A 20,729-nucleotide genomic window follows, 5' to 3' on the forward strand; every position below is an offset into this window, starting at 1 on the left:
CGTGGGCGATGAAGACGTCAAGCAGTTCAACGTGTACCTGCCGGTCGGCTTGATCCGGCAGGTCAAGCACCGAGCCGTCGAAACGGAGCAGTCGCTGTCGGCACTGGTCGCCGAAGCGCTGCGCGCCTACCTCCGGACCGAAGAGGAGCACTGACATGACGACCGAGGGCATCGACGCCGTGTACCTGGAGACGCACAACTGGGGCAAGGCGGCCAAGTTCTTCCAGGCACTGGGCTACGAAATCGACTTCGCGACCGACCACAACTCGGGGCTGCTCCGCAACGGCGACGGCCCGTACCTGTTCATCGCCGAGGTGCCCGAAAGCCGGGAACCGCGGCAGCAGGTCGTCTTCAAGGTGCCCGACGCGGACGCGTTCCGGGCCGACGACATCGTCGAGGTCGTTACCCCGTTCGAGGTCACCCACTACGGGACCCGCGAGATGACCGTCCGCGACCCCGACGGGCGGACGTGGACGCTGTCCGCGCCGGCGGCGGGCTGACGTGACCGCGCCGGACAGCACCGCGGTGCGGACCGCGTTGTGGCGGGCCCTGCACGTCGTGGCCGACCCGCCGCCGCACGTGTTCGCCGACGAACTCGGCCTGCGCCTGGCCGATCCGGGCGCGGGCTGGCGCGACCGCGACGACATGGACCCGGCCGGCGCCGGCCGCTACCGGGCCGGCATGGTCGCGCGGGCCCGGTTCGTCGAGGACCTGGTCGTCGAGCAGGCGGCCCGCGGTGTCGGGCAGTACGTCATCCTCGGCGCGGGCCTCGACACCTTTGCCTTGCGCCGCAAGGAAGTCGCGTCGCGCCTGCGTGTCTTCGAAGTCGACCAGCCCGGCCCACAGGCGTGGAAACGCTTGCGGCTGAACGAACTCGGCCTCGGCGTACCCGAGTGGCTGCGGCTGGTGCCGGTCGACTTCGAGGCGGCGTCGTGGTGGGACCGGCTGGCGGAGGCGGGCTTCGCGGCCGAGGAACCGGCGGTCGTCGCGTCCACCGGCGTCAGCATGTACCTGTCGAAGGCGGCGAACGCGGCCACGCTGCGCCGGATCGCCGGGTTCGCCCCGGGCTCCACGCTGGCGATGACGTTCATGCTGCCACCCGAACTCCTCGCCGACGACGAGCGCGCCCGGCACCGCGCCACGGCGAGCAAGGCGAAGGCCGCCGGCACCCCGTTCGTCAGCTCCTTCTCCCCCGAGGAAATGCTGGCGCTCGCCCGGGAAGCCGGGTTCGCTGAGGCAGTGCACGTTTCGGGTGCCGAGCTGGACGAGCGCTACTTCGCGGGCCGGTCGGACGGACTGCGGATCGCGCGCGGCGAGGAGTTCCTCGTCGCTACGGCCGGGGCAGCTGCCCGAGGTACGCCCGCAGCATCGTCTTGACCGGATCCAGAAGCTCAGGCGCGCCGTCACCGCGGAAGGCCTCCTGGAGCACGGCGTCCGCGGCGAGGAACGCCGTTCGGCAGGCGACCGCGGCCGCGTAGTCGTCGTGCAGGAGGTGCTGCGCGACCAGGATGCGGTGCACGCCGGTGGCCATCACGCGCTTGTGCGCGCGGTCGGCTTCCCGGGCGCCGTCGGTGAGGCCGCGTCCCAGCCACAGGGCGCGGAAGCCGGGTTCGGCGCGGTAGAGCCCGGCGAACGCGTCGACGAGCAGGCCGACCGGGTCGTCCCACGCCTCCTGCTCCGCCCGCTCGGCGAAGGAACGCATGAGGTCTTCGAGCCGGGCGAGGTATCGCACGGCCAGCGCCTCGGTGATCGCTTCGCGGTCGGGAAGGTACTGGTAGAGCGTCCCGACCGGGACCCCCGCCTCGGCGGCGACGCGGGTCGTCGTCAGCGCTTCGACGCCTTCGTCTGCGAGCAGGCGGTCGGCGGCCGCGAGCACCCTGGCCAGCTTCTCCCGCGAGCGCGCCTGGCGCGGCACCCGGCGCAGCCGGCCCTCGGTCATCCGCTCCCCAAACCTGAACGTGACTTTGTTTCGGATTTATCCTAGCCTCGGCGCATGGCAGTGGCGAGTTCGACGCTCGGCGAAGCGCGGCGGTCGGTGGCGAGGGCCTGTCACGGGCTCGCGGGCGAAGGCCTGCTCATCGGCAGCGCGGGCAACGTGAGCGTGCGGGTGGGCGAGCACGTGGCGGTGACCGCGACCGGCGTCGTGCTGGGCCGGGCCACGGCGGACGACGTCACCGTCGTCGACCTGGACGGCGCGGTGGTCGCCGGCGAGCGCGCCCCGACCTCGGAACTGGAGCTGCACCTGGGGATCTACCGGCGCTACGGCGCGGGCGCGGTGGTGCACACCCACTCCCCGCAGGCCACGGCGGTGTCGCTGGTGCTCGACGAACTGCCCTGCGTCCACTACCAGCAGCTGGCCCTCGGCGGCGCGATCCGGGTCGCGCCGTTCGCCGTCTTCGGGTCGGCGGAGCTGGCCGCGGAAACCCTCACCGCGCTCGAGGGCAAGTCCGCGGCGCTGCTGGCCAACCACGGCGCGGTCGCCCACGGCCCGACGCTGGAAGCCGCGGTCGACAACGCGCTGCTGCTCGAATGGGCGTGCGGGCTGTACGTGCGGGCCGCGACGCTCGGCGCACCCCGGGTCCTGGACTCCGCTCAGCAGGAAGCCGTCGTCGCCGCGGCCGTGCGCCGGGGGTACGGGCGGTGACGCAGACGGTCGTGACGCTCGGGGCGCACGTGTTCGACGTGCAGGTCCGCCCGGTCGAAGCCATCCCGGACGGCCAGGGCGCGACCCTGGTCGAGCAGATCCGGTTCGGCCCGGCCGGCACCGCCGCGGGCACGGCGGTCACGCTGGCGAAGCTGGGCGCGACGGTCCGCACGGCGGGCGCGATCGGCACCGACCCGGTCGGCGACCTGCTGCTGGCGATGCTCGCCCGCCACGGCGTCGACACGTCCCTGGTCGTGCGCCGCGACAGCGTGCAGACGTCGGCGTCGGTGCTGCCCATCCGCGCCGACGGCAGCCGGCCCGCGTTCCACGTCCCCGGCGCGAACCTGACCTACGAGCCGTCCGACGCCCCGGCGCCGGAGATCGCCCGCGCGACCCACCTGCACCTGGGCGGGCCGGAGCTGATGGGCGGCGAGAAGGCGGCGAAGATCCTCGCCCCGGCACGCGCGGCGGGCGTCGTGACGTCGGCGGACCTGCTCGCCCCCGGCGACCCCGGCGTCCTGGCCTGGCTCGCGCCCGCACTGTCCGCTTTGGACTACCTGCTGCCGAACGAGGAACAGCTGCTGGGCCTGACGAAGGCGGCCACCTCCGAAGCCGGCGCCCACGCGCTGCTCGATGCGGGAGTCGGCTGCGTAGCGGTCACACGCGGCGCGCGCGGAGCGGTGGTCGTGACGGCGGAGGAGACCATCGCGGTACCCGCGTTCGACGTACCGGTGGTGGACACGACCGGCTGCGGCGACGCCTTCTCGGCAGGGTTCCTGCGCGGCCTCGGCCTCGGCCGCTCGGTGCGCGACGCGGCGGTGCTCGGCAGCGCGGCGGCCGCACTGGTGGCACAGGGCCTCGGCAGCGACCACGGCGACTTCGACCTCGCGGCGGCGGACACGTTCGCCGAGGTCACCCCGACCCTCGCCTGACCCGCTCACCCCGAACACCCCAATGTGGCGTTGGGTGCGTCCAGCGCACCCAATGTGGCGTTCGGTGCGTCAGACGCAACCAACGCCACATTGGGGCGCTTTGGACCGACCGGCGCGCGTGCTGACGCATTCTTGCATTGGCAACCCTTGACTTGACGTTTTCCTGCATTCAGGATGCCTCCTGTGCAGATCGAAGGCAAGGCACCCGAACTGGACCGGCGCATCGTCGCCGCCCTGCAGCTCAACGGGCGGGCGTCGTGGGGCGCCATCGCGCGGCACGTCGGGGCGAGCGAGTCCACCGTCCTGCGACGCGCCGCGCAGCTCACCGACAGCGGGCGGCTCCGGGTGATCGGGGTCGTGGACGTGCTGCGGTGCGGGCTCGGCGTGCCGGTGCTCGCGCGGCTGCGGTGCCGGCCCGGGACGGCCGCCGGCGTGGCCGAAGCGCTCGCCGCGCGGCCCGAGGTGCGGTACGCGACCGTGCTCGCCGGCAGCGCCGACTGCTCCGCCGAGTTCGTCCTCCCCTCCTACCGCGACATCGCGCGGCTGCAGGAAAACGGCTTCCCCGGCGACGGCGACGTCCGCGGCGCCGAGACCTTCGCCGTGATGCGGACCTTCACCTCCAACCACGACTGGGACTCCGGCGAGCTGAGCCGCGAGGCCGTCGCCGAGCTGCGGGGCGGGGACGTGCGGCCGTTCGAGGAGCAGCACTGGGAGCGCCCGCCGGAGCAGCTCGACGAACTGGACCTCGCGATCTGCGCCGCGCTGGGCGAAGACGGCCGGATGGCCTTCAAGGAAGTGTCCAAACTGGTCGGCAGCAGCGAGTCCACTGTGGCCAGACGGGTCGATTCGCTGGTGCGGCGCGGGTGCCTGCGGTTCCGGACGCTCGCCGAGCCGTCGATGTTCGGCTACGCCCTCGAATTCATGCTCTGGCTCTCGGTGGTCCCCGGCGAGCTCGACCGCGCCGGGCAGCAGCTCGCCGCCCACCCCGGCACGAAGTACCTGAGCGCCACCACCGGCCGGTTCAACCTCGTCGGCCAGATCGTGCTGCGGCACTACGGCGAGCTGTACCGGCACACCACCGACGTCGTCGGCGCACTGCCCGGGCTCCGGGAGGCCGACGTGACCCTGCAGGTTTCGACGCTCAAGCGCGCGTGGGCCCCGACGCCCGCCGCCAAGCTGGAGGACGCATGACCGGACAACCGTGGCAGTGGGACGAAGCGACCTGGCGCGGGCACGTCGAACACGTCCGCGCCGGGCGCCCGCTGCGCCCGGCGGCGTGGCCCGGCGGCGCGAAGGTGGCCGTGGCGCTGTCCTTCGACTCCGACCACGAGACGCCCGCGCTGCGCGACGGCGAAGTGCTGCCCGGCAAGCTGGCGCAGGGCGAGTACGGCGCCCGCGTCGGCGTCCCGCGCATCCTGAAACTCCTGCAGCGGCACAACGCACCCGCGTCGTTCTTCGTACCCGCCGTGTCGGCGCTGCTGCACGACGGCGAAGTCAAGTCCTATGTGGACGCCGGGCACGAAGTGGCGCTGCACGGCTGGATCCACGAACGCAACACCGCGCTCACCGGGACCGAGGAGCGCGACCTCGCCTTCCGCGCCGCCGACGTGCTCGAACGCCTCGCGGGCACCCGCCCGGTGGGGATCCGGACGCCGTCGTGGGACTTCTCCGCGCACACCCTCGCCATCACCCGCGAGCTGGGCCTGACCTACGACTCGTCGCTGATGGCCGACGACGACTGCTACGAACTGCTCGAACACGGCGAGCCGACCGGGATCGTCGAGCTGCCGGTCGAGTGGATCCGCGACGACGCGCCGTACTTCATGATGGACCGGTTCGCGTCGCTGCGGCCCTACACCCCGCCGCGCGGCGTGCTCTCGATCTGGCGCGACGAATTCGACGCCGCGTACGCCGAGGGCGGGATCTTCCAGCTCACCCTGCACCCGCACATCATCGGGCACCGGTCCCGGCTCGCGATCCTGGCCGAGCTGCTCGGCCACATCGACGGCCACGACGGCGTCTGGTACGCCACGCACGCCCAGATCGCCGACCACGTCCGGCAGGAGCAGTCATGACCACTGTGGACACCGTCGTCAGCCACCGCCTGACCGCGCAGCAGCGCAAGGCGATCGTCGCCGGCGCCGTCGGCAACACCGTCGAATGGGTCGACTGGGCCGTCTACGCGACCTTCGCCCCCGTCTTCGCCGGCCAGTTCTTCGCCGGTGGCAACGAAACCACCGCCCTGCTGTCCACTTTGGCCGTGTTCGCCGTCGGATTCGTCATGCGCCCGATCGGCGGCGCGGTGCTCGGCGCGTACGCCGACCGGAAGGGCCGCAAGAAGGGCCTGACGCTCACCATCTCGCTGATGGCGGGGGCGTCGATCGTCATCGCGCTGTGCCCGACGTACGCGCAGATCGGCGTGCTGGCCCCGATCGTGCTGCTGCTCGCCCGGCTCGTGCAAGGTTTCTCGGCGGGTGGCGAGTTCGGTTCCTCGTCGGCGTTCCTCATCGAATCCGCCGCGCCGGGGCGCCGGGCGTTCGCCGGCTCGTGGCAGCAGGTCTCGGTCGGCCTCGGCTCGCTGATCGCCGCGCTGATGGGCACGATCCTCAACTCGACGCTGTCCGAAGGCGACCTGCACAGCTGGGGCTGGCGGCTCGCGTTCGGCATCGCCGGGCTGCTCGGCCTGGTCGGCCTGTGGCTGCGCGTGTCGGTGCACGAAACCGAGGCGTTCACGAAGATCTCCGCCAAGCCGCGCCGCAACCCGCTCGTCGCGATGCTGCGCGACCACCCGGGCGCGGCGCTGCGCGTGGCCGGGGTGACCATCGCCGGCACGCTGATCTACTACGTGTGGGTGTCCTACATGCCGGCCTACGCCCACCTGAGCACCGGCATCCCGCTCAAGACGGCGCTGCTGGCCAACACCCTGGCCATGGTCGTGTTCATCGCGCTGCTGCCGTTCGGCGGCCTGCTGTCCGACCGGCTCGGGCGCAAGGCGACGATGACCGCGTTCGCCGCCGGGTTCGTGGTGTTCGCCTGGCCCGCGTTCCACTTCCTGGGCAACAGCTTCTGGAGCGTCTTCGTCGTCGAGCTGATCGGGCTGGTGCTGATCGTCGGCTACTCGGCGAACTGCGCGGTGATCATGGCCGAGCAGTTCCCGGCCGAGGTCCGCACGACCGGCATCGGCCTGCCGTACGCGCTCGCCGTGGCGCTCTTCGGCGGCACCGCGCCGTACGTGACGACCTGGCTGAACGCCCACCACCTCGGTCACCTGGTGTGGGTCTACGTGGCGGCGGCCGCGCTCATCGGCGTCGCCGTCTACCTGACGATGCCCGAGACCAAGGGGAAGGAGCTGTAGTGCGGACCGTCCTCGTCACCGGCGCCGGCGGCGGGATCGGCGCGGCGATCGCCGCCCGGTTCGCCGCCGCGGGCGACCGCCTCGTCCTGGCCGACCTGCGCGCGGCGGAACTGTCCACAGTGGCCGGTAAGCTGGCCACCGACGTCGTCGAGCTGCCCGGCGACCTCGCGGACGCGGAATTCGCCGAGGCACTCGTCGAGCGGACCGGCCCCGTCGACGTCCTCGTCAACGCCGCCGGGATCTACCCCGCCACTCCCCTGCTCGAAATGACCGCGGCGGCGTGGGACCGCGTGCAGGACGTCAACGTCCGCGCCGCGCTGCTCACGACCGTCGCGTTCGGACGGTCGCACGTGGCCGCCGGGACCACCGGCGCGGTCGTCAACATCTCCTCCGGCGCGGCGACCCGGGCGCGTCCCGGCGCCGCGCACTACGCGACGTCGAAGGCCGCGCTGGAGATGGTCACCAAGGCGTGCGCGGTCGAGCTCGGGCCGCACGGCATCCGCGTCAACGCCGTCAGCCCCGGCTTCGTCACCGTGGACAGCGAAGCGAACCCGGTCACCGAAGCCTACGCGGCCGCGGTGTCGGTGAACCCGCTCGGCCGCCGCGGCGAACCGCGGGAGGTCGCCGACGCCGTCTTCTGGCTCGCCGGGCCGGAGGCGGCCTGGATCACCGGCGCGGTCCTGCGCGTGGACGGCGGGTCCACGGCGGGCGCAGCCGGCCTGCCGCTGCACTGGACCGGCGAAACCGCCGTGCAGCGAGGAAAGGAGGCGCATGTCTGACCGGCGCTCGTACACGGTGGTCGGCGGCGGCGCGATCGGCGGCACGCTCGCGTTCCACCTCGCGCGCGCGGGCCACCCGGTGTCCATCGTGGACGCCGACCCGGCGCACGTGGCCGCGATCGCCGCGCACGGCCTCACCCTGCGGCGCCCGGACGGCGACGCGACCGTCGAGCTGCCCGCGGTCACCCCGGAAGCCGCCCCGCCGGTGCTGGGCCGGGTCCTGCTCGCCGTCAAGGCCCAGGCCACCGGCACCGTCTTGGACTGGCTCGCGCCGCGCCTGGCGGACGACGGCTTCGTCGTGTCCCTGCAGAACGGGCTCAACGAGCGGCTGATCGCCTCGCGCGTCGGTCCGGATCGGACGGTCGGCGCGTTCGTGAACCTGTTCGCCGACGTGGTCGAACCCGGTGTCGTGCGGGACGGCGGCCTCGGCGCCCTGGTCGTCGGCGAGCCCGACGGCCGGATCACGCCGCGGGTCGAGGAGGTCGTCGCGGACCTGCAGGCGTGGGGTCCGGCGAAGGCGACCGCCAACGTCGAGGGCTACCTGTGGGCGAAGCTGGGGTTCGGCGCGATGCTCACCACGACCGCGCTCGCCGACGCGCCGATGGCCGACCTGATCGACCGGCACCGGCCGCTCATGCACGCACTGGTGGCGGAAGTGTTCGCCGCGGCGGGCGACCGCACGCTGGAGGCGTTCGACCAGTTCGACCCGGCGGCCTACCTGCCGGGCGCGGCGGGGCGCGAGGCGGCGACCGACCGGCTGGTCGCGTGGCTGCGGACCCAGCCGAAGGACCGCAGCGGCATCTGGCGCGACATCGCCGTGCGGCACCGGCCGGTCGAGGTCCACCACCACTACGCGCCGGTGCTCGCCGAAGCACCCGTGCCGTTGCTGCGCGCGGTGCTGGGCCGGCTGCGGGAAGTCGAGACCGGCGCCGTCGCGATGTCCGAAGACCACCTGACCGAACTGGAGCGAGCCCTGTGATCCGGGAACTGCACGAGTGGGTGCGCGCGCACCGCGACGACCTCCTCGCCGACCTCGCCGCCTACGTCGGCATCGAGACACCGAGCGACGACAAGTCCGCTTTGGACCGTGGACTGTCCTGGGTGGACGGCTGGCTGCGCGACCGGCTCGGCGCGCCCGAAAACGTCCAGGACGTCGACGGCGGGCCGTACGGCGACATCAAGGTCTACGACTTCGCCGGCATCGGCGAACCGGTGCTGCTGCTCTGCCACTACGACACGGTGTGGCCGCTGGGCACCCTGGCGGAGTGGCCGTTCACCGTGGACGGCGACCGCGCGACCGGGCCGGGGATCTTCGACATGAAGTCGGGCCTGGTGCACGCGGTGTGGGCGCTGCGCGCGCTCGACGCCGCCGGGCTGCCGCGCCCGGCCGTGCGGCTGGTCCTCAACGGCGACGAGGAGATCGGCAGCCCGGCGTCGCGGCCGGTGATCGAGGCGGCCGCCGCCGGCACCCGGGCCACGCTGGTGTTCGAGGCGAGCGCCGGCGGCGCGGTGAAGACCGCGCGCAAGGGCGTCGGCATCTTCCGGGTGCGCGCGACCGGCGTCGAAGCGCACGCGGGCCTGGACCCCGCGAAGGGCGCGAGCGCCATCGACGAGCTGGCGCGGGCGGTCCTGGCGCTGCACGGACTGTCCGATCCGGACGCCGGCACGACGGTCAACGTCGGCGTCATCGAAGGTGGCACGCGGTCGAACGTGATCGCGGGCGCGGCTTCGGGCGAAGTCGACGTCCGCGTCTCGACGGCAGCGGAGGCGGCCCGCGTCGACGCGGCCCTGGCGGCGCTCAAGGCCCACGACCCACGCGCCGCGCTCACCGTCGAAGGCGGCTGGAACCGGCCGGTGATGGAACGTTCGGCCGCCATCGCGAAGGTGTACGAGCTGGCCCGCGAGGAGGCGGCACAGCTGGGCGTGACGCTGCGGGAGTGCTCGGTGGGCGGCGCGAGCGACGGCAACTTCGTGGCCGCACTGGGCCACCCGGTCCTGGACGGCTTCGGCGCGGTCGGCGACGGCGCCCACGCGCGGCACGAGCACATCAGCGTCGAGGGAATGCTCGAACGCACGGCACTGGCCGCCGCCGTCCTGCACCGCCTGGCCGGGTAGCCGCGCGGGCCTGCGGTGTCTTGAATGAGTCATTCAGGACCGCCGACGACCTGAATGAGTCATTCAAGACGTCGGCGCGCGAGCGGGTCAGGCCCGGCCGAGCACCCTGGCCAGGCCGCGCCGGGGTGCGCGGGTCCGCAGGCGGCCGGCGACCGCGTCCTCCAGCAGGGCCCCGACCGTCTCGCGGGCGCACGCCTTGTTCGTCCCGATGCCGCCCGACGGCCCGCGCTTGATCCAGCCAGCCACGTACGTCCCGGGCGCGACCCGGCCCGATTCGTTCGGGACCGTCCCGGTTCCGGCGTCGAACGGCAGCCCGGGCACCGGCGCGCCGCGGAAGCCGGCGGCTCGCACCACCCGGCCCGCCGGGATCTCGACGCCGCCGGTCGTGAGCACGCTCCGGACCTCGGTGTCGCCGGTGAACTCGACCGGCGAGGAGTGGAACCGCAGCACCACCCGGCGGCCGTCCGGGGGCGGCGACGACCAGTCCACCGCCTCGCGCGGCACGTCCCGCAGCAGCGCCGCCTTGCCGGCGCCGCCGTCGATCGCCGCGGTGATCCGCGGGTCGTGGTCGTCCACGACCAGGTTGCCCCGCGCCGCCAGCGCCAGCAGTTCCGACCGCGTGTACGCGGCGTCCTCCGGCCCGCGCCGGGCCAGCACCACGACCTCGCGCACCTTGCTCGACCGCAGCCGGGCCAGCGCGGCGGGGGCGAGCGACGTGCCCGCCAGCGTCGCCGGGTCGGCGGTCAGGATCCGCGCGACGTCGAGGGCGACGTTGCCGGTGCCCACCACGACGACCCGCTCGGCCGAGAGGTCGACCGCGTCCGGCTCGAGGTCCGGGTGGCCGTTGTACCAGCCGACGACGGACGCCGCCGGGAGGCTGCCGGGCAGGTCCTCACCCGGGATCCCGAGGGGCCGAGCCTCCGTCGCGCCGACCGCCCAGATCACGGCGTCGTGCCGCGCGGCCAGCTCGGGGCCTGCCTCGACGCCGAGCCGCAGGCGCAGCCGCGGGTGGTCGTGGAAGCGCGCGAACGTCTCGCCGATCTTCTTCGTCGACGGGTGGTCGGGCGCGACGCCGTAGCGGACCAGGCCGCCCGGGTCCGCCAGCCGGTCGATGAGGGTGACCCGGGAATTGGTGTGCAGCAACAGGTCCTCGACCGCGTACATGCCGGCCGGCCCGGTGCCGACGACCGCGACGTCCAGCGGCGCGAAGTCGCTCGGGAGGATCCGGGCGAACGACGGCGGCGCCCAGCGGTGGAAGTTCGGGGCGACGGTGGCCTCGGTCAGGACGTCCCGCTCCGCGTAGTACTCCGCGTTGATCTCCGGGTAGACCGCGAGCGGCCCGGTGAGGGCCCCGGCCGGGAAGATCGCGTCGACCGGGCAGGCGTCGGCGCAGGCACCGCAGTCGATGCAGGTGTCCGGGTCGACGTAGAGCATGTCCGTCGTCCCGAAGTCCGGCTCGTCCGGCGTCGGGTGGATGCAGTTGACCGGGCAGACCGACACGCAGGACGCGTCGGCGCAGCAGGTCTGCGTGATCGCGAAGGCCATGTCAGATCAGGTTCGCGCGCTTGTAGAACCACAGCGACGGCTTGGTCAGCAGCCCGGCCGAGTGCAGGAACTCCATCAGCCCGGCGCAGCTCGAGCGCAGCATCGACTTGTGGTGCTCGTTCGCCTTCGCCTCGCGCCGCGCCCGCTTGCCGTCCAGGCCCGCGTTCTCGTACACCTTGGCGTTCACCATGCTCGTGACGATGAAGTACGACGCGACCGCGACGACGAAGCCGTTGATCTGGCGGCGCAGCCAGCCGGCGCCTGCCAGCCGTTCACGGGTCTCTTCGCGGGCGAACTTCATGTGCCGCGATTCCTCGACCACGTGGATGTTGTTGATGGTCCGCACGAACGGGACGACGCGCTCGTCGCGCATCCAGTCGCGCTGCATCACGTCGAGGACCTCTTCGGCGACGAGGATCGCCGCGTAGGCCGCTTCGCCGGTCGCGGTGGCCTTGAAGATCCGGCCCAGCTCGACGACGAACCGGCGCGGCCGGTACGCGGGCGCCCGCAGCTTCGCGGCGCCGCGGGCGAACATGATCGAGTGGCGGCACTCGTCGGCGATCTCGGTCAGCGCCCACTGGAACGCCGGGTCCGTCGGGTCCTTGGCGTAGAAGTCGCGCAGCACCATCTGCTGGAGGATCATCTCGAACCAGATCCCGGTGCTCGCCACCGACGCCGCCTCCTGGCGGGTCAGCTCGCGCTGCTGCCCGGGAGTCAGCTCGGCCCAGTAGGACGTCCCGTAGAGCGTGCTCCACTCCGGGCTGGCGCCGTGGTAGTCCGTGTCCAGCGGCGTCTCCCAGTCGACCTCCTTGACGGGGTCGTAGGAGAGCTGCTCGGACGAGTCGAGCAGGCGCCGCGCCACGGTCTCCCGGTCCGACACGCCCGCTTCGCCGATGCTCGTCATGGCCGACCTCCTCGTCAGGTGTTACCGAAGTTCACTGTTACCAACCGTAACACATACTTGCCCGCCCGCTAGCGGGCATCTGAGTGAACAGTTGTACACTCACCCGGTGAAACCGCTGCCGTACGGCTCGGGGCTGCTCGGCCCGCCGGACCAGAACCTCGTGGCGTTGCGACGGCGGGTCCAGCGCCTGCTCACCGCCGCCCTGATCGCCACCAACGTCATCGGCGCGCTGGTCGTGGTCGGGCTGGCCGCACTGCTCATGCCGGCGCCCGGGATGTCGGGCGACCTCGTGCGGGTGACGGCGATCGCGGTGCCCGTGTACGTCGTTTCGGCGGTCGTCGCCGGCACGCTGTGGGGCACCGGCGGCGCGCTGCGGACGCTGCGCTGGGCGGCCGAGGGCCGCCGGCCCACCGACGCCGAACGCACCGCGAGCCTGCGCGTCCCCTTGCGGCTGACGATGGTCCAGGCCGTGCTGTGGGGACTCGCGACCCTGGTCTTCGGGGGCCTCGCCGCGCTCGTGCAGCCGGCCGTCGTGCTGACCGAGCTGCTGGTCGTGGCGTTCGCTGCCGTCGTCGTCTGCGCGATCGCCTACCTGTTCGGCGAGTTCGCGCTGCGGCCGTACGCGGCGCTGGCGCTGGCGGGCACGACGCCGCCGCGCCCGGTCACCGGCGGCGTCAACCTGCGGATGCTGCTGTTCTGGTGCCTGGGCACCGGCGTGCCGGTGGCCGGGCTGGTGGTCACCGCGGTGCTGGCCTGGGTCCGCGGCGACGTCTCGACCACCAAGCTGGCGGTGTCGGTGATCGCCCTCGGCCTGGTCGTGCTGTGCTTCGGCCTGCTCGTCACGGTGTTCACCGCCCGCGCGGTGGTCAACCCGATCACGTCGGTCCAGAACGCGCTGGCCCGCGTCCGGGCGGGCGACTTCACCGTGGAGATCCCGGTCTACGACGGCACCGAGCTGGGCCTGCTGCAGGCGGGGTTCAACGGGATGGCGGCCGGGCTGGCCGAGCGCGAGCGGCTGCGCGACCTGTTCGGCAGGCACGTCGGGCACGAGGTGGCGGTCGAGGCCATGCGGACGGCCACCGAGCTGGGCGGCACGGTGCGGACGGTGTCGGTGCTGTTCGTCGACCTCGTCGGCTCGACGGCGCTGGCCGCGAGCCGCCCGCCGGAAGAGGTCGTCGACCTGCTCAACCGGTTCTTCACCGTGGTCGTCGACGAGGTCGGCCGGCACCACGGCCTGGTCAACAAGTTCGTCGGCGACGCCGCGCTGGCGGTCTTCGGGGCGCCGGCCCCGCTCGGCGACCACGCGACGTGCGCGCTGGCCGCCGGCCGCGCGATCGCCCGCCGCCTGGCCGCGGAGGTCTCGGACGGCCCGGCGGGCATCGGCGTGGCCACCGGCGACGCGGTCGCGGGCAATGTCGGCGACCCGCGCCGCTTCGAGTACACGGTGATCGGTGACCCGGTCAACGAAGCCGCGCGGCTGACGGAGCTGGCCAAGAACGCGCCCGCCCGCCTCCCGGCCTCCTGGACGGCGGTCGAGTCCGCGACCGAGACCGAGGCGGCGCAGTGGGTGGCGAACGACCAAGTCACGCTGCGCGGCCGCTCCCGGCCCACCACCCTCGCCTCACCGAAGTCCTAACGCCCCGGGTCGATGTGCACCTTCGGGCCCGCGCCCCCGATCCGCTCCCCCGCCAGCACCGCGCCCACCCCGTCGAGACCGACCGTCGCTCCCACCAGGGGCCGCGGGTCGACCGCTCCGCTCGCGTACGCCTCGATCGTCTCGGCCAGGCCCGGGGACGCCGACAGCACGCCGACCGCCGTGACGTCCTTGAAGACCAGCGCACGCGTGTCCACCCGGCTGGGGTCGCCCGACAGTCCTATGTAGACGATCCGGCCGGCGGGCTCCACGAGGTCCACGGCGAGCGCGGGCGCCCCGGCCGCGCCGGTGGCGTCGACGACCGCGTCGAAGGGCAGGTCCGGCAACGTCTCCCGGGTCCAGACGCCGTCGAAACCGAGGCTGCGCGGGAAGTCCAGGCCGGCCACGCCCATCAGGTGCACCTCGGCGCCGGCGGCCCGCAGGAACATCGCCGTCAGCAGCCCGATCGTCCCCGGCCCGAGCACGAGCGCCCGGTCCCCCGGTCCGGTCCCGGCCGCCCGCGCCGCGCGCAGGGCGTTGCCGCCCGGTTCGACCAGGGCGCCGAGGACGGCGTCGACCGCGTCCGGCAGCGCGTGCAGCGACCACGCCGGGACGGCGAGCTTCTCCGCCAGCGCCCCCGCCCGGCCCCCGCGGATACCGACCTCCTCGCGCTGCTCGCACGTGTGCTGGTGGCCCTTCCGGCAGCGGCGGCACGTCCGGTCGCCGAGCATCGTGTCGCCCATGACCCGGCGGCCGAGCCACGCGGGGTCGACGCCGTCGCCGACCGCCGAGACCGTGCCCGCCCATTCGTGCCCGAGCCGCATCGGGTAGGCGGCGTGGCCGTCGTGCAGGTACGGCATCTCGCCGGTGAAGAACTCGACGTCCGTGCCGCACACGCCGGCGCGTTCGACGTCCACGACGACCTCACCCGGCGCCGCCGCCGGTGCGGGCACCTCCCGCACGGCGAATTCCCGGGGCCCGGTCAGCACGAACGCCCGCATGATCGAAGACATGGGTGCATGCTCGCACGCTCGCCTCGCCGGCGGTTATTTTCCCCGATTCCCTTGTAACGGTCCCCGAAAGCATGCGACTAACGCGGTGATTTTCCGCTTCGTCCGGGGAGGCACCGTGGACGTCAAGACCGCACGACCGTCCGATCAGGAAGCGGCCGCCGCCGCGCGAGCGAACCGGCGCACCGTCGAACGCCGCGCCAAGATCGCGTTGCTGCACACGCCGGGCGGGATCGCCAAGGCCGACGACCCGCGCCGCGTGGCCACCCGGATCGACCGGCTCGCCCGCTACCACCCCGACGTCCGCCCGGTCAGGCCGGCGGCGATCGAAGCCGGGGACCCCGCGGCGATGGCGGCGGCGGGCGCGATCCTCGAACGGATCATCCTCACCGACGACCTGCTCGGCGTCGGCTACCTCGAAGGCGGCGTGCGGGCCGCGTCGGCCGTGGGCCGGGTGAACATCCGCGACGACCGCGGCCGGCTCACCGGCTACGGCACGGGTTCGCTGGTGTCGCCGGAACTGCTGCTCACCAACCACCACGTGCTCCCCGACGCGGCCACGGCCGGGTTCAGCGTGATCGAGTTCGACTACCAGGACGGCGTCGACGGCCTGCCCCGGCCGGTGCACGCGTTCCGGCTGGACCCGGACCGCTTCTTCGTCGCCGACGAGGACCTCGACTTCGCGCTGGTGGCCGTGCGAGCGGCGCCCGGCGAGCTGGACGCCTTCGGGTACAACCGGCTGATCGGCACCGAGGGCAAGGCGATCGTCGGCGACTTCGTCACCATCGTCCAGCACCCCAAGGGCGGCAAGAAGAAGGTCGCGCTGCGGGAAAACCGCGTCGTCGACGTGCTGGAGCAGTTCCTGCACTACGAAACCGACACCGAACCCGGGTCGTCGGGCTCGCCGGTGTTCAACGACCAGTGGGAGGTCGTGGCGCTGCACCACGCGAGCGTCCCCGCCGACGACCACGCCGAGCTCGGCCGCTTCATCAACGAAGGCATCCGGGTCAGCAAGCTGCTGGCCTTCCTGCGCGGCAAGCGGTTCACCGCCGCGGAGCAGGCCCTGGTCGACCGGCTGGCCACGCGCTCCGAACGCACGGCACCGGCACCGGCCGCGGGCGACGGCGAGCGGCCGGGGCTCACCGTGTCGATGCCGTTCGACATCCGGCTGCGCGCCGAACCGGCGCCGGCCGCCGCGCCGGAGACCGGCCGGATCGACCCGGACTACGCCAACCGCGAGGGCTACGACCCGGCCTTCCTCCCCGGGCACACCGTGCCGCTGCCGGTCCTGCCCGCCGCGCTCGTGCCGCTGGCCGCGCTCAACCGGCAGGCCACCGCCGAACCGCGGTACCTCCTGCCGTACCACCACTTCAGCGTCGTCATGCACAAGGAACGGCGGCTGGCGCTGTTCACCGCGGTCAACATCGACGGGCGCACCAGCCGGGCGCTGCACCGCGAGGCCGACCACTGGTCGCTGGACCCGCGGGTCGACGAGGCCGAGCAGGTCGGCGAGGAGATCTACCGCGCCAACCCGCTCGACCGCGGCCACCTGGTCCGCCGCCTCGACCCGGCGTGGGGCGCGACCGAGGCGATCGCCCAGCTCGGCAACGACGACACGTTCCACTTCACGAACTGTTCGCCGCAGCACAAGGACTTCAACCAGAACAAGACCACGTGGGCCGGGCTGGAGGACTACGTGCTGAACAACGCGGACAACCACGACCTCAAGGTCACCGTGCTGACCGGCCCGGTCCTCGCCGAGGACGACGACCGGTACCGCGGGGTGCAGCTGCCGCGCCAGTTCTGGAAAGTCGTCGCGATGGTGAAGACCGACGGCACCCTGTCGGCGACGGCGTACCTGCTGAGCCAGGAGGAACTGATCAAGGGACTGGAGGCGACGGGTGAGTTCAGCTACGGCGCCTACCGGACGTACCAGGTCCCGGTCCGCCGCATCGCCGACCTGACCGGGCTGTCGTTCGGCGAGCTGCCGGACGCGGACCCGTTGGAGCTGCTGGAATCCACCGGCGAGGTGCGGGAGATCGGCGGCCCGGGCGACCTAGTGCTCTGAGCCGCGCAGGATCTCGAACGCGTGGCGGCGATGCACGGCGAAGAGTTCGAGGGCCGCCTCCCGGTCGCCCGCCCGCAGCGCCTGCGCGAGTTCGCGGTGCTCGGCGGGGATGCCCGCGAGGTAACCCTCGGACTCGACGCCGATCCGCGTCAGCAGGAACAGGTGCACCTGCGAGCGGATCGCCTCCCACGCTTCGCGCAGGCGCCGGTGGCCGGCGGCGGCGTAGACCGCGTCGTGGAACGCCAGGTCGCAGCGGACCATCTCGTGCTCGTCGGCCGCTCGCTCCATCCGCGCCACGACGGCGTCGATCTCCGCCAGGTCAGGGCCTCGCTCGACGACCAGGGCGACGGCGAGCTGCTCGAGCGCCGCCCGCAGGCTGTCCAGCTCGGCGACGTCCTCGTCGGACAGCGCCGTGACCGTGGTGCCCCGGTGCCACTCGCCGCGGACGAGCCCTTCGCGCTCGAGCTTGAGCAGCGCCTCCCGCACCGGCCCGCGGCTCACGCCCAGCGCTTCGGCCAGCTCCACCTCGCGCAGCTGGCTGCCCGGCGCGTACCCGCCGTCGAAGATCGCGTCGCGGATGCGGTCGGCCACCTCGTCGGCCAGCCCGCGCCGGCGCGCGGGAGCCACTTGAGCACTCATGTCGTAATGTTAACATCAAGACATGACCCTTCCCCGCTTCCACCTCGCCATGCCCGTCGACGACCTCGCCGCCGCCCGCCGCTTCTACGGCGAAGTCCTCGGCCTCGAGCCGGGCCGCAGCGCCGAGACCTGGGTCGACTGGAACCTGCACGGCCACCAGTTCGTCACGCACCTGGCGCCGTCCCGGCCGGAGCGGGTGCACAACCCGGTCGACGGCCACGACGTGCCGGTGCCGCACTTCGGCCTGCTGCTGGCCGTCGAGGAGTTCCACGCCCTCGCCGAGCGGCTGCGCGCCGCCGGGACGGAGTTCGTGATCGAGCCCTACCTCCGGTTCGAAGGGCAGCCCGGCGAGCAGTGGACGATGTTCCTGCTCGACCCGGCCGGGAACGCCCTGGAGTTCAAGGCTTTCGCCGACGACTCACAGGTCTTCGCGGTCTGAGCCGGACCCGCGCAGCGAGCCCGGGTGCGCCTTCGCCCCGGGGTCGCGGCGGGTCTTGAGCAGGCTGGCGACGGTCACCACGGCGAGCACGCCGATGATCACCGCGAGGCTGACCGGCGTGGCGATCTCGGGCACGCGCGGGTCGACGTCGACGTGCGCCCAGTGCAGGATCAGCTTCACCCCGATGAACGCCAGGATCACCGCGAGCCCGGCCGAGAGGTAGACGAGCCGGTCGAGCAGCCCCTTCACGAGGAAGTACAGCGCGCGCAGGCCCAGCAGCGCGAAGGCGTTGGCGGCGAAGACGATGAAGGGCTCGTCGGTCACGCCGAACACCGCGGGGATCGAGTCCAGCGCGAACAGCAGGTCGACGCCGCCGATCGCGACCAGGACCACCACCAGCGGGGTGACGAGCCGCCGTCCCGCGACCTTGGTGGTCAGCCGGCCGCCATCGTAGGTCTCCGACACCGGCAGCACACGCCGCGCGGTGCGCACGACGACGTTGCCCTCGATGTCGGGGTCGGCGTCGCGGTGCCGGAACAGCTGGACGCCGGTGAAGATCAGCAGCAGGCCGAACAGCAGGAACATGAAGGAGAACAACGCGAGCAGGGCCGCGCCGAGCGCGATGAAGAGCCCGCGCATCACCAGCGCGAGCACGATCCCGAACGTGAGCACCTTGTGCTGGTGCTCCTCCAAGACAGCGAACGTCGTCATGATGATCACGAACACGAACAGGTTGTCGACCGACAGGCTCTTCTCGACGATGTAGCCGGCGAAGTACTCGGCGCCGGACTCACCGCCGTGGGCCAGCGCGAGCCAGACGCCGAACGCCACCGCGACCAGGATGTAGCCCACCGACCAGGCGACCGCCTCGCCGAACCCGACCCGGTGCGGCCGGACCGCGGCGAGCACGAGGTCGACGGCCAGCAAGGCCAGCACGACGCCGATGGTGACGAGCCACGTGCCGGCCCCGATGCCCATCCGCTCCCCCGCTCCCGCGTGCTTGCGGCGATCGTAAGGGCGGGCCCGCGTCCGCGCATCCGGACTCCACTGTGGACGGTCAGCGCGGCGCGAGGTCGGCCGCGGCGAGCGGCGCGTCCGGGTCGAGCGCGACGCCGCCGGCGCGCAGGGTGTCGTCGACGATGCCCCAGACCCAGCGCGCCAGCAGGGCGGTCAGCTCGGCGCGGCTGACCCCGCGGGGGTTCTCCAGCCAGCGCGAGGTGCTCGTTTCCACGAGGCCGACCAGTCCGAACGCGACGGCCTCGCAGACGCGGGTGTCCATGCCGAAGAGGCCGAGGTAGTGCTCGAAGACGACGGTGAGCTGGCGGGCGATGGCGGTCTTGCCGTCGGCGAAGACGTCGGGGGCGCCGTCCATGCCGTGCCTGGTGAGGTAGCGGTAGAGCGAGCCGTGCTCGGCCAGCCAGCGGGTGTGCGCGCCGATCGCCGTCCGGATGAGGTCCATCGGCGTGCCGCTGGGGGTCCACAGCGGCGCGAACTCGGCGGTGATCAGCTCCACCACCCGGCGCGCGATGGCGTGCTGCAGGTCGGCGGCGCCGTCGAAGTGCCGGTAGAGGCGCGTGCGGGCCACGCCGGCTTCGTCGGCGATCTGCTCGGTGGACACCTCGGGCCCGTACCGCGCGATGGCGCGCAGGCCCGCCTCGACGAACTCGCCGCGGCGGCGTTCCCGCTGCCCGGCCCACCGCGCGGCCCGGCCATCGGGCGGCCTCGGCCTGTCCGTCGATGTCATCGGCACGGAGTGTACCGGCGCGGCGCTATGGCGTACACTGCCGTACCTCTTACTTTGGGTGCAGTGCGGTCACGGAGAGTTCGGATGAGGACAGCAGACGAGGACCCGCCGGACGCGGAGCTGCTCGCCGCCCTCCGCGCCGGCGACCTCGCCGCGGGCGGCGCCCTGTTCCGCCGGCACGCGGGTCCGCTGCGCGGCATCGCGAGCGGCTGGGCCAACCAGCCCGCCGAGCGCGACGACCTGGTGGCCGAGGCGTTCACCCGCGTCCTGGCGGTGGTCCGCGCCGGCGGCGGCCCGGACGGCGACCTGCGGCCGTACCTCGTGGTGACCATGCGCAACCTGGTCTCCCGCTGGGGCAGGCAAGGCAGCCGCGTCGAACTGTGCGAGACGGTCCCCGAGTCGTGCGCCGCCGGCGGAGCCGACGAACTGGCGCTGCACCGGTCGAACGAAAAGCTGGTGTGGACGGCTTACTGCACGCTGCCGGGCCGGTGGCGGACAGTGCTCTGGCGGACCGAGGCGGAGGGTGACACCCCGACGGAGGTCGCACCCCTGCTCGGACTTTCACCCAATAGTGTGGCGGCGCTGGCGATGCGGGCGCGTGAAGGGTTGCGGCAGGCGTACCTGCAGGTCCAGGTACCGGACGCGGAGGAACCGATCTGCCGCGAGCCCCGCCGCCGGATGGGGGCGTGGGTCCGCGGCGGGCTGTCCCAGCGCCGGGCGTCGGCGATCGCGGAGCACATCGCGGGCTGCGGCTCGTGCCGCACGGTGGCGACGGGCCTGGACGAGGCGAACCGCGAACTCCCTTCCACCGCGGCCCGCCTCCCCGGCTGACCCGCCCGGCCCGGCCACAGGTCTTGAATGAGTCATTCAGGACCTGCGAAGACCTGAATGGGTCATTCAAGACCTTTGCAGGCCAGGGGCC

Annotated in this window: 22 protein-coding genes; 15 read left to right on the plus strand and 7 right to left on the minus strand. The window is 73.0% G+C overall.

Translation table 11 applies throughout. The annotated features are described in order from the left end of the window. Position 1 precedes the first annotated feature (1 nt). From EIY87_RS11725 to EIY87_RS11735, 3 genes are read left to right on the plus strand one after another with little or no spacing between them, the layout of a single operon-like run. Positions 2-154: a ribbon-helix-helix protein, CopG family gene (locus tag EIY87_RS11725; protein WP_086863900.1), complete on the plus strand. Its 153-nt coding sequence runs from the start codon at positions 2-4 to the stop codon at positions 152-154. A gap of 1 nt (position 155) precedes the next feature. Further along, the gene (locus tag EIY87_RS11730) at positions 156-500 is read left to right on the plus strand and encodes a VOC family protein (RefSeq protein WP_125307738.1); all 345 of its coding nucleotides are present in this window, start codon (positions 156-158) and stop codon (positions 498-500) included. A 1-nt stretch (position 501) separates the two neighbouring features. Then, positions 502-1,377 carry a class I SAM-dependent methyltransferase gene (locus EIY87_RS11735; protein ID WP_125307739.1) on the plus strand — a complete coding sequence of 292 codons (876 nt, stop codon included), beginning with the start codon at positions 502-504 and terminating at the stop codon, positions 1,375-1,377. Here EIY87_RS11735 and EIY87_RS11740 read toward each other — a convergent pair. Further along, the gene (locus EIY87_RS11740) at positions 1,331-1,939 is read right to left on the minus strand and encodes a TetR/AcrR family transcriptional regulator (protein ID WP_125307740.1); all 609 of its coding nucleotides are present in this window, start codon (positions 1,937-1,939) and stop codon (positions 1,331-1,333) included. The genes EIY87_RS11735 and EIY87_RS11740 overlap by 47 nt on opposite strands. 54 nt (positions 1,940-1,993) lie before the next feature. Between EIY87_RS11740 and EIY87_RS11745 the strand changes: the two genes are divergently transcribed. From EIY87_RS11745 to EIY87_RS48035, 8 genes are all read left to right on the plus strand, one after another. Further along, positions 1,994-2,644: a class II aldolase/adducin family protein gene (locus tag EIY87_RS11745; protein ID WP_125307741.1), complete on the plus strand. Its 651-nt coding sequence runs from the start codon at positions 1,994-1,996 to the stop codon at positions 2,642-2,644. Then, complete coding sequence (locus EIY87_RS11750) at positions 2,641-3,576, plus strand: carbohydrate kinase family protein (RefSeq protein ID WP_125307742.1); 936 nt, start codon at positions 2,641-2,643, stop codon at positions 3,574-3,576. Before EIY87_RS11745 ends, EIY87_RS11750 begins: the two co-directional genes overlap by 4 nt. Before the next feature lie 183 nt (positions 3,577-3,759). Continuing rightward, positions 3,760-4,767 (plus strand): Lrp/AsnC family transcriptional regulator, encoded by a 1,008-nt coding sequence (locus EIY87_RS11755; protein ID WP_125307743.1) that lies wholly within the window; start codon positions 3,760-3,762, stop codon positions 4,765-4,767. Next, entirely contained in the window at positions 4,764-5,651 is an 888-nt protein-coding gene (locus tag EIY87_RS11760) for a polysaccharide deacetylase family protein (protein ID WP_125307744.1), read from the plus strand. Before EIY87_RS11755 ends, EIY87_RS11760 begins: the two co-directional genes overlap by 4 nt. After that, entirely contained in the window at positions 5,648-6,931 is a 1,284-nt protein-coding gene (locus tag EIY87_RS11765) for an MFS transporter (protein WP_125307745.1), read from the plus strand. Before EIY87_RS11760 ends, EIY87_RS11765 begins: the two co-directional genes overlap by 4 nt. Further along, complete coding sequence (locus EIY87_RS11770) at positions 6,931-7,710, plus strand: SDR family NAD(P)-dependent oxidoreductase (RefSeq protein WP_125307746.1); 780 nt, start codon at positions 6,931-6,933, stop codon at positions 7,708-7,710. Before EIY87_RS11765 ends, EIY87_RS11770 begins: the two co-directional genes overlap by 1 nt. After that, positions 7,703-8,689, plus strand: coding sequence for a ketopantoate reductase family protein (locus EIY87_RS48030; protein ID WP_191984058.1), 987 nt, complete (start codon positions 7,703-7,705; stop codon positions 8,687-8,689). The genes EIY87_RS11770 and EIY87_RS48030 overlap by 8 nt, the downstream gene beginning before the upstream one ends. Then, positions 8,686-9,825, plus strand: coding sequence for a M20 family metallopeptidase (locus EIY87_RS48035; protein ID WP_191984059.1), 1,140 nt, complete (start codon positions 8,686-8,688; stop codon positions 9,823-9,825). The genes EIY87_RS48030 and EIY87_RS48035 overlap by 4 nt, the downstream gene beginning before the upstream one ends. Before the next feature lie 87 nt (positions 9,826-9,912). Here EIY87_RS48035 and EIY87_RS11780 read toward each other — a convergent pair whose 3' ends face one another. Both EIY87_RS11780 and EIY87_RS11785 read right to left on the minus strand, forming a co-directional pair. Then, positions 9,913-11,370: an FAD-dependent oxidoreductase gene (locus tag EIY87_RS11780; protein ID WP_125307747.1), complete on the minus strand. Its 1,458-nt coding sequence runs from the start codon at positions 11,368-11,370 to the stop codon at positions 9,913-9,915. A gap of 1 nt (position 11,371) precedes the next feature. Beyond that, on the minus strand, positions 11,372-12,274 hold the full coding sequence (locus tag EIY87_RS11785) for an AurF N-oxygenase family protein (protein ID WP_125307748.1): 903 nt from the start codon (positions 12,272-12,274) through the stop codon (positions 11,372-11,374). A gap of 106 nt (positions 12,275-12,380) precedes the next feature. Here EIY87_RS11785 and EIY87_RS11790 point away from each other — a divergent pair, with 106 nt between their 5' ends. Beyond that, positions 12,381-13,910 carry an adenylate/guanylate cyclase domain-containing protein gene (locus EIY87_RS11790; RefSeq protein ID WP_225439830.1) on the plus strand — a complete coding sequence of 510 codons (1,530 nt, stop codon included), beginning with the start codon at positions 12,381-12,383 and terminating at the stop codon, positions 13,908-13,910. On the opposite strand, the gene EIY87_RS11795 is transcribed toward EIY87_RS11790, so the two are convergent. Further along, positions 13,907-14,920, minus strand: a complete 1,014-nt coding sequence (locus EIY87_RS11795; RefSeq protein WP_125307750.1) for a zinc-dependent alcohol dehydrogenase — start codon at positions 14,918-14,920, stop codon at positions 13,907-13,909. The genes EIY87_RS11790 and EIY87_RS11795 overlap by 4 nt on opposite strands. Positions 14,921-15,035: 115 nt before the next feature. Between EIY87_RS11795 and EIY87_RS11800 the strand changes: the two genes are divergently transcribed. Next, complete coding sequence (locus EIY87_RS11800) at positions 15,036-16,985, plus strand: DNA/RNA non-specific endonuclease (RefSeq protein ID WP_125307751.1); 1,950 nt, start codon at positions 15,036-15,038, stop codon at positions 16,983-16,985. Here EIY87_RS11800 and EIY87_RS11805 read toward each other — a convergent pair. Beyond that, entirely contained in the window at positions 16,974-17,624 is a 651-nt protein-coding gene (locus tag EIY87_RS11805) for a GntR family transcriptional regulator (RefSeq protein ID WP_125307752.1), read from the minus strand. The two genes, EIY87_RS11800 and EIY87_RS11805, sit on opposite strands and share 12 nt — an antisense overlap. 22 nt (positions 17,625-17,646) lie before the next feature. On the opposite strand from EIY87_RS11805, the gene EIY87_RS11810 reads away from it, so the two are divergent. Beyond that, positions 17,647-18,063: a VOC family protein gene (locus EIY87_RS11810; RefSeq protein WP_125307753.1), complete on the plus strand. Its 417-nt coding sequence runs from the start codon at positions 17,647-17,649 to the stop codon at positions 18,061-18,063. On the opposite strand, the gene EIY87_RS11815 is transcribed toward EIY87_RS11810, so the two are convergent. Beyond that, positions 18,043-19,041: a TerC/Alx family metal homeostasis membrane protein gene (locus EIY87_RS11815; RefSeq protein WP_125307754.1), complete on the minus strand. Its 999-nt coding sequence runs from the start codon at positions 19,039-19,041 to the stop codon at positions 18,043-18,045. The two genes, EIY87_RS11810 and EIY87_RS11815, sit on opposite strands and share 21 nt — an antisense overlap. A 79-nt stretch (positions 19,042-19,120) precedes the next feature. Next, positions 19,121-19,807, minus strand: a complete 687-nt coding sequence (locus EIY87_RS11820; protein ID WP_125307755.1) for a TetR/AcrR family transcriptional regulator — start codon at positions 19,805-19,807, stop codon at positions 19,121-19,123. Positions 19,808-19,891: 84 nt separating this feature from the next. On the opposite strand from EIY87_RS11820, the gene EIY87_RS11825 reads away from it, so the two are divergent. Continuing rightward, the gene (locus EIY87_RS11825; RefSeq protein ID WP_125307756.1) at positions 19,892-20,638 is read left to right on the plus strand and encodes a sigma-70 family RNA polymerase sigma factor; all 747 of its coding nucleotides are present in this window, start codon (positions 19,892-19,894) and stop codon (positions 20,636-20,638) included. Positions 20,639-20,729: the final 91 nt, after the last annotated feature.

It is taken from the genome of Amycolatopsis eburnea (assembly GCF_003937945.1).
GTDB lineage: Bacteria > Actinomycetota > Actinomycetes > Mycobacteriales > Pseudonocardiaceae > Amycolatopsis > Amycolatopsis eburnea.

What these genes read in the sequence shown, in the direction of transcription:
- EIY87_RS11730 (WP_125307738.1), top strand. Translation starts at nt 156, where the DNA reads ATGACGACCGAGGGCATCGACGCCGTGTACCTGGAGACGCACAACTGG.
- EIY87_RS11740 (WP_125307740.1), bottom strand. Translation starts at nt 1,939, where the DNA reads ATGACCGAGGGCCGGCTGCGCCGGGTGCCGCGCCAGGCGCGCTCGCGG.
- EIY87_RS11745 (WP_125307741.1), top strand. Translation starts at nt 1,994, where the DNA reads ATGGCAGTGGCGAGTTCGACGCTCGGCGAAGCGCGGCGGTCGGTGGCG.
- EIY87_RS11760 (WP_125307744.1), top strand. Translation starts at nt 4,764, where the DNA reads ATGACCGGACAACCGTGGCAGTGGGACGAAGCGACCTGGCGCGGGCAC.
- EIY87_RS11765 (WP_125307745.1), top strand. Translation starts at nt 5,648, where the DNA reads ATGACCACTGTGGACACCGTCGTCAGCCACCGCCTGACCGCGCAGCAG.
- EIY87_RS48030 (WP_191984058.1), top strand. Translation starts at nt 7,703, where the DNA reads ATGTCTGACCGGCGCTCGTACACGGTGGTCGGCGGCGGCGCGATCGGC.
- EIY87_RS11780 (WP_125307747.1), bottom strand. Translation starts at nt 11,370, where the DNA reads ATGGCCTTCGCGATCACGCAGACCTGCTGCGCCGACGCGTCCTGCGTG.
- EIY87_RS11785 (WP_125307748.1), bottom strand. Translation starts at nt 12,274, where the DNA reads ATGACGAGCATCGGCGAAGCGGGCGTGTCGGACCGGGAGACCGTGGCG.
- EIY87_RS11795 (WP_125307750.1), bottom strand. Translation starts at nt 14,920, where the DNA reads ATGTCTTCGATCATGCGGGCGTTCGTGCTGACCGGGCCCCGGGAATTC.
- EIY87_RS11805 (WP_125307752.1), bottom strand. Translation starts at nt 17,624, where the DNA reads ATGAGTGCTCAAGTGGCTCCCGCGCGCCGGCGCGGGCTGGCCGACGAG.
- EIY87_RS11810 (WP_125307753.1), top strand. Translation starts at nt 17,647, where the DNA reads ATGACCCTTCCCCGCTTCCACCTCGCCATGCCCGTCGACGACCTCGCC.
- EIY87_RS11815 (WP_125307754.1), bottom strand. Translation starts at nt 19,041, where the DNA reads ATGGGCATCGGGGCCGGCACGTGGCTCGTCACCATCGGCGTCGTGCTG.
- EIY87_RS11820 (WP_125307755.1), bottom strand. Translation starts at nt 19,807, where the DNA reads ATGACATCGACGGACAGGCCGAGGCCGCCCGATGGCCGGGCCGCGCGG.
- EIY87_RS11825 (WP_125307756.1), top strand. Translation starts at nt 19,892, where the DNA reads ATGAGGACAGCAGACGAGGACCCGCCGGACGCGGAGCTGCTCGCCGCC.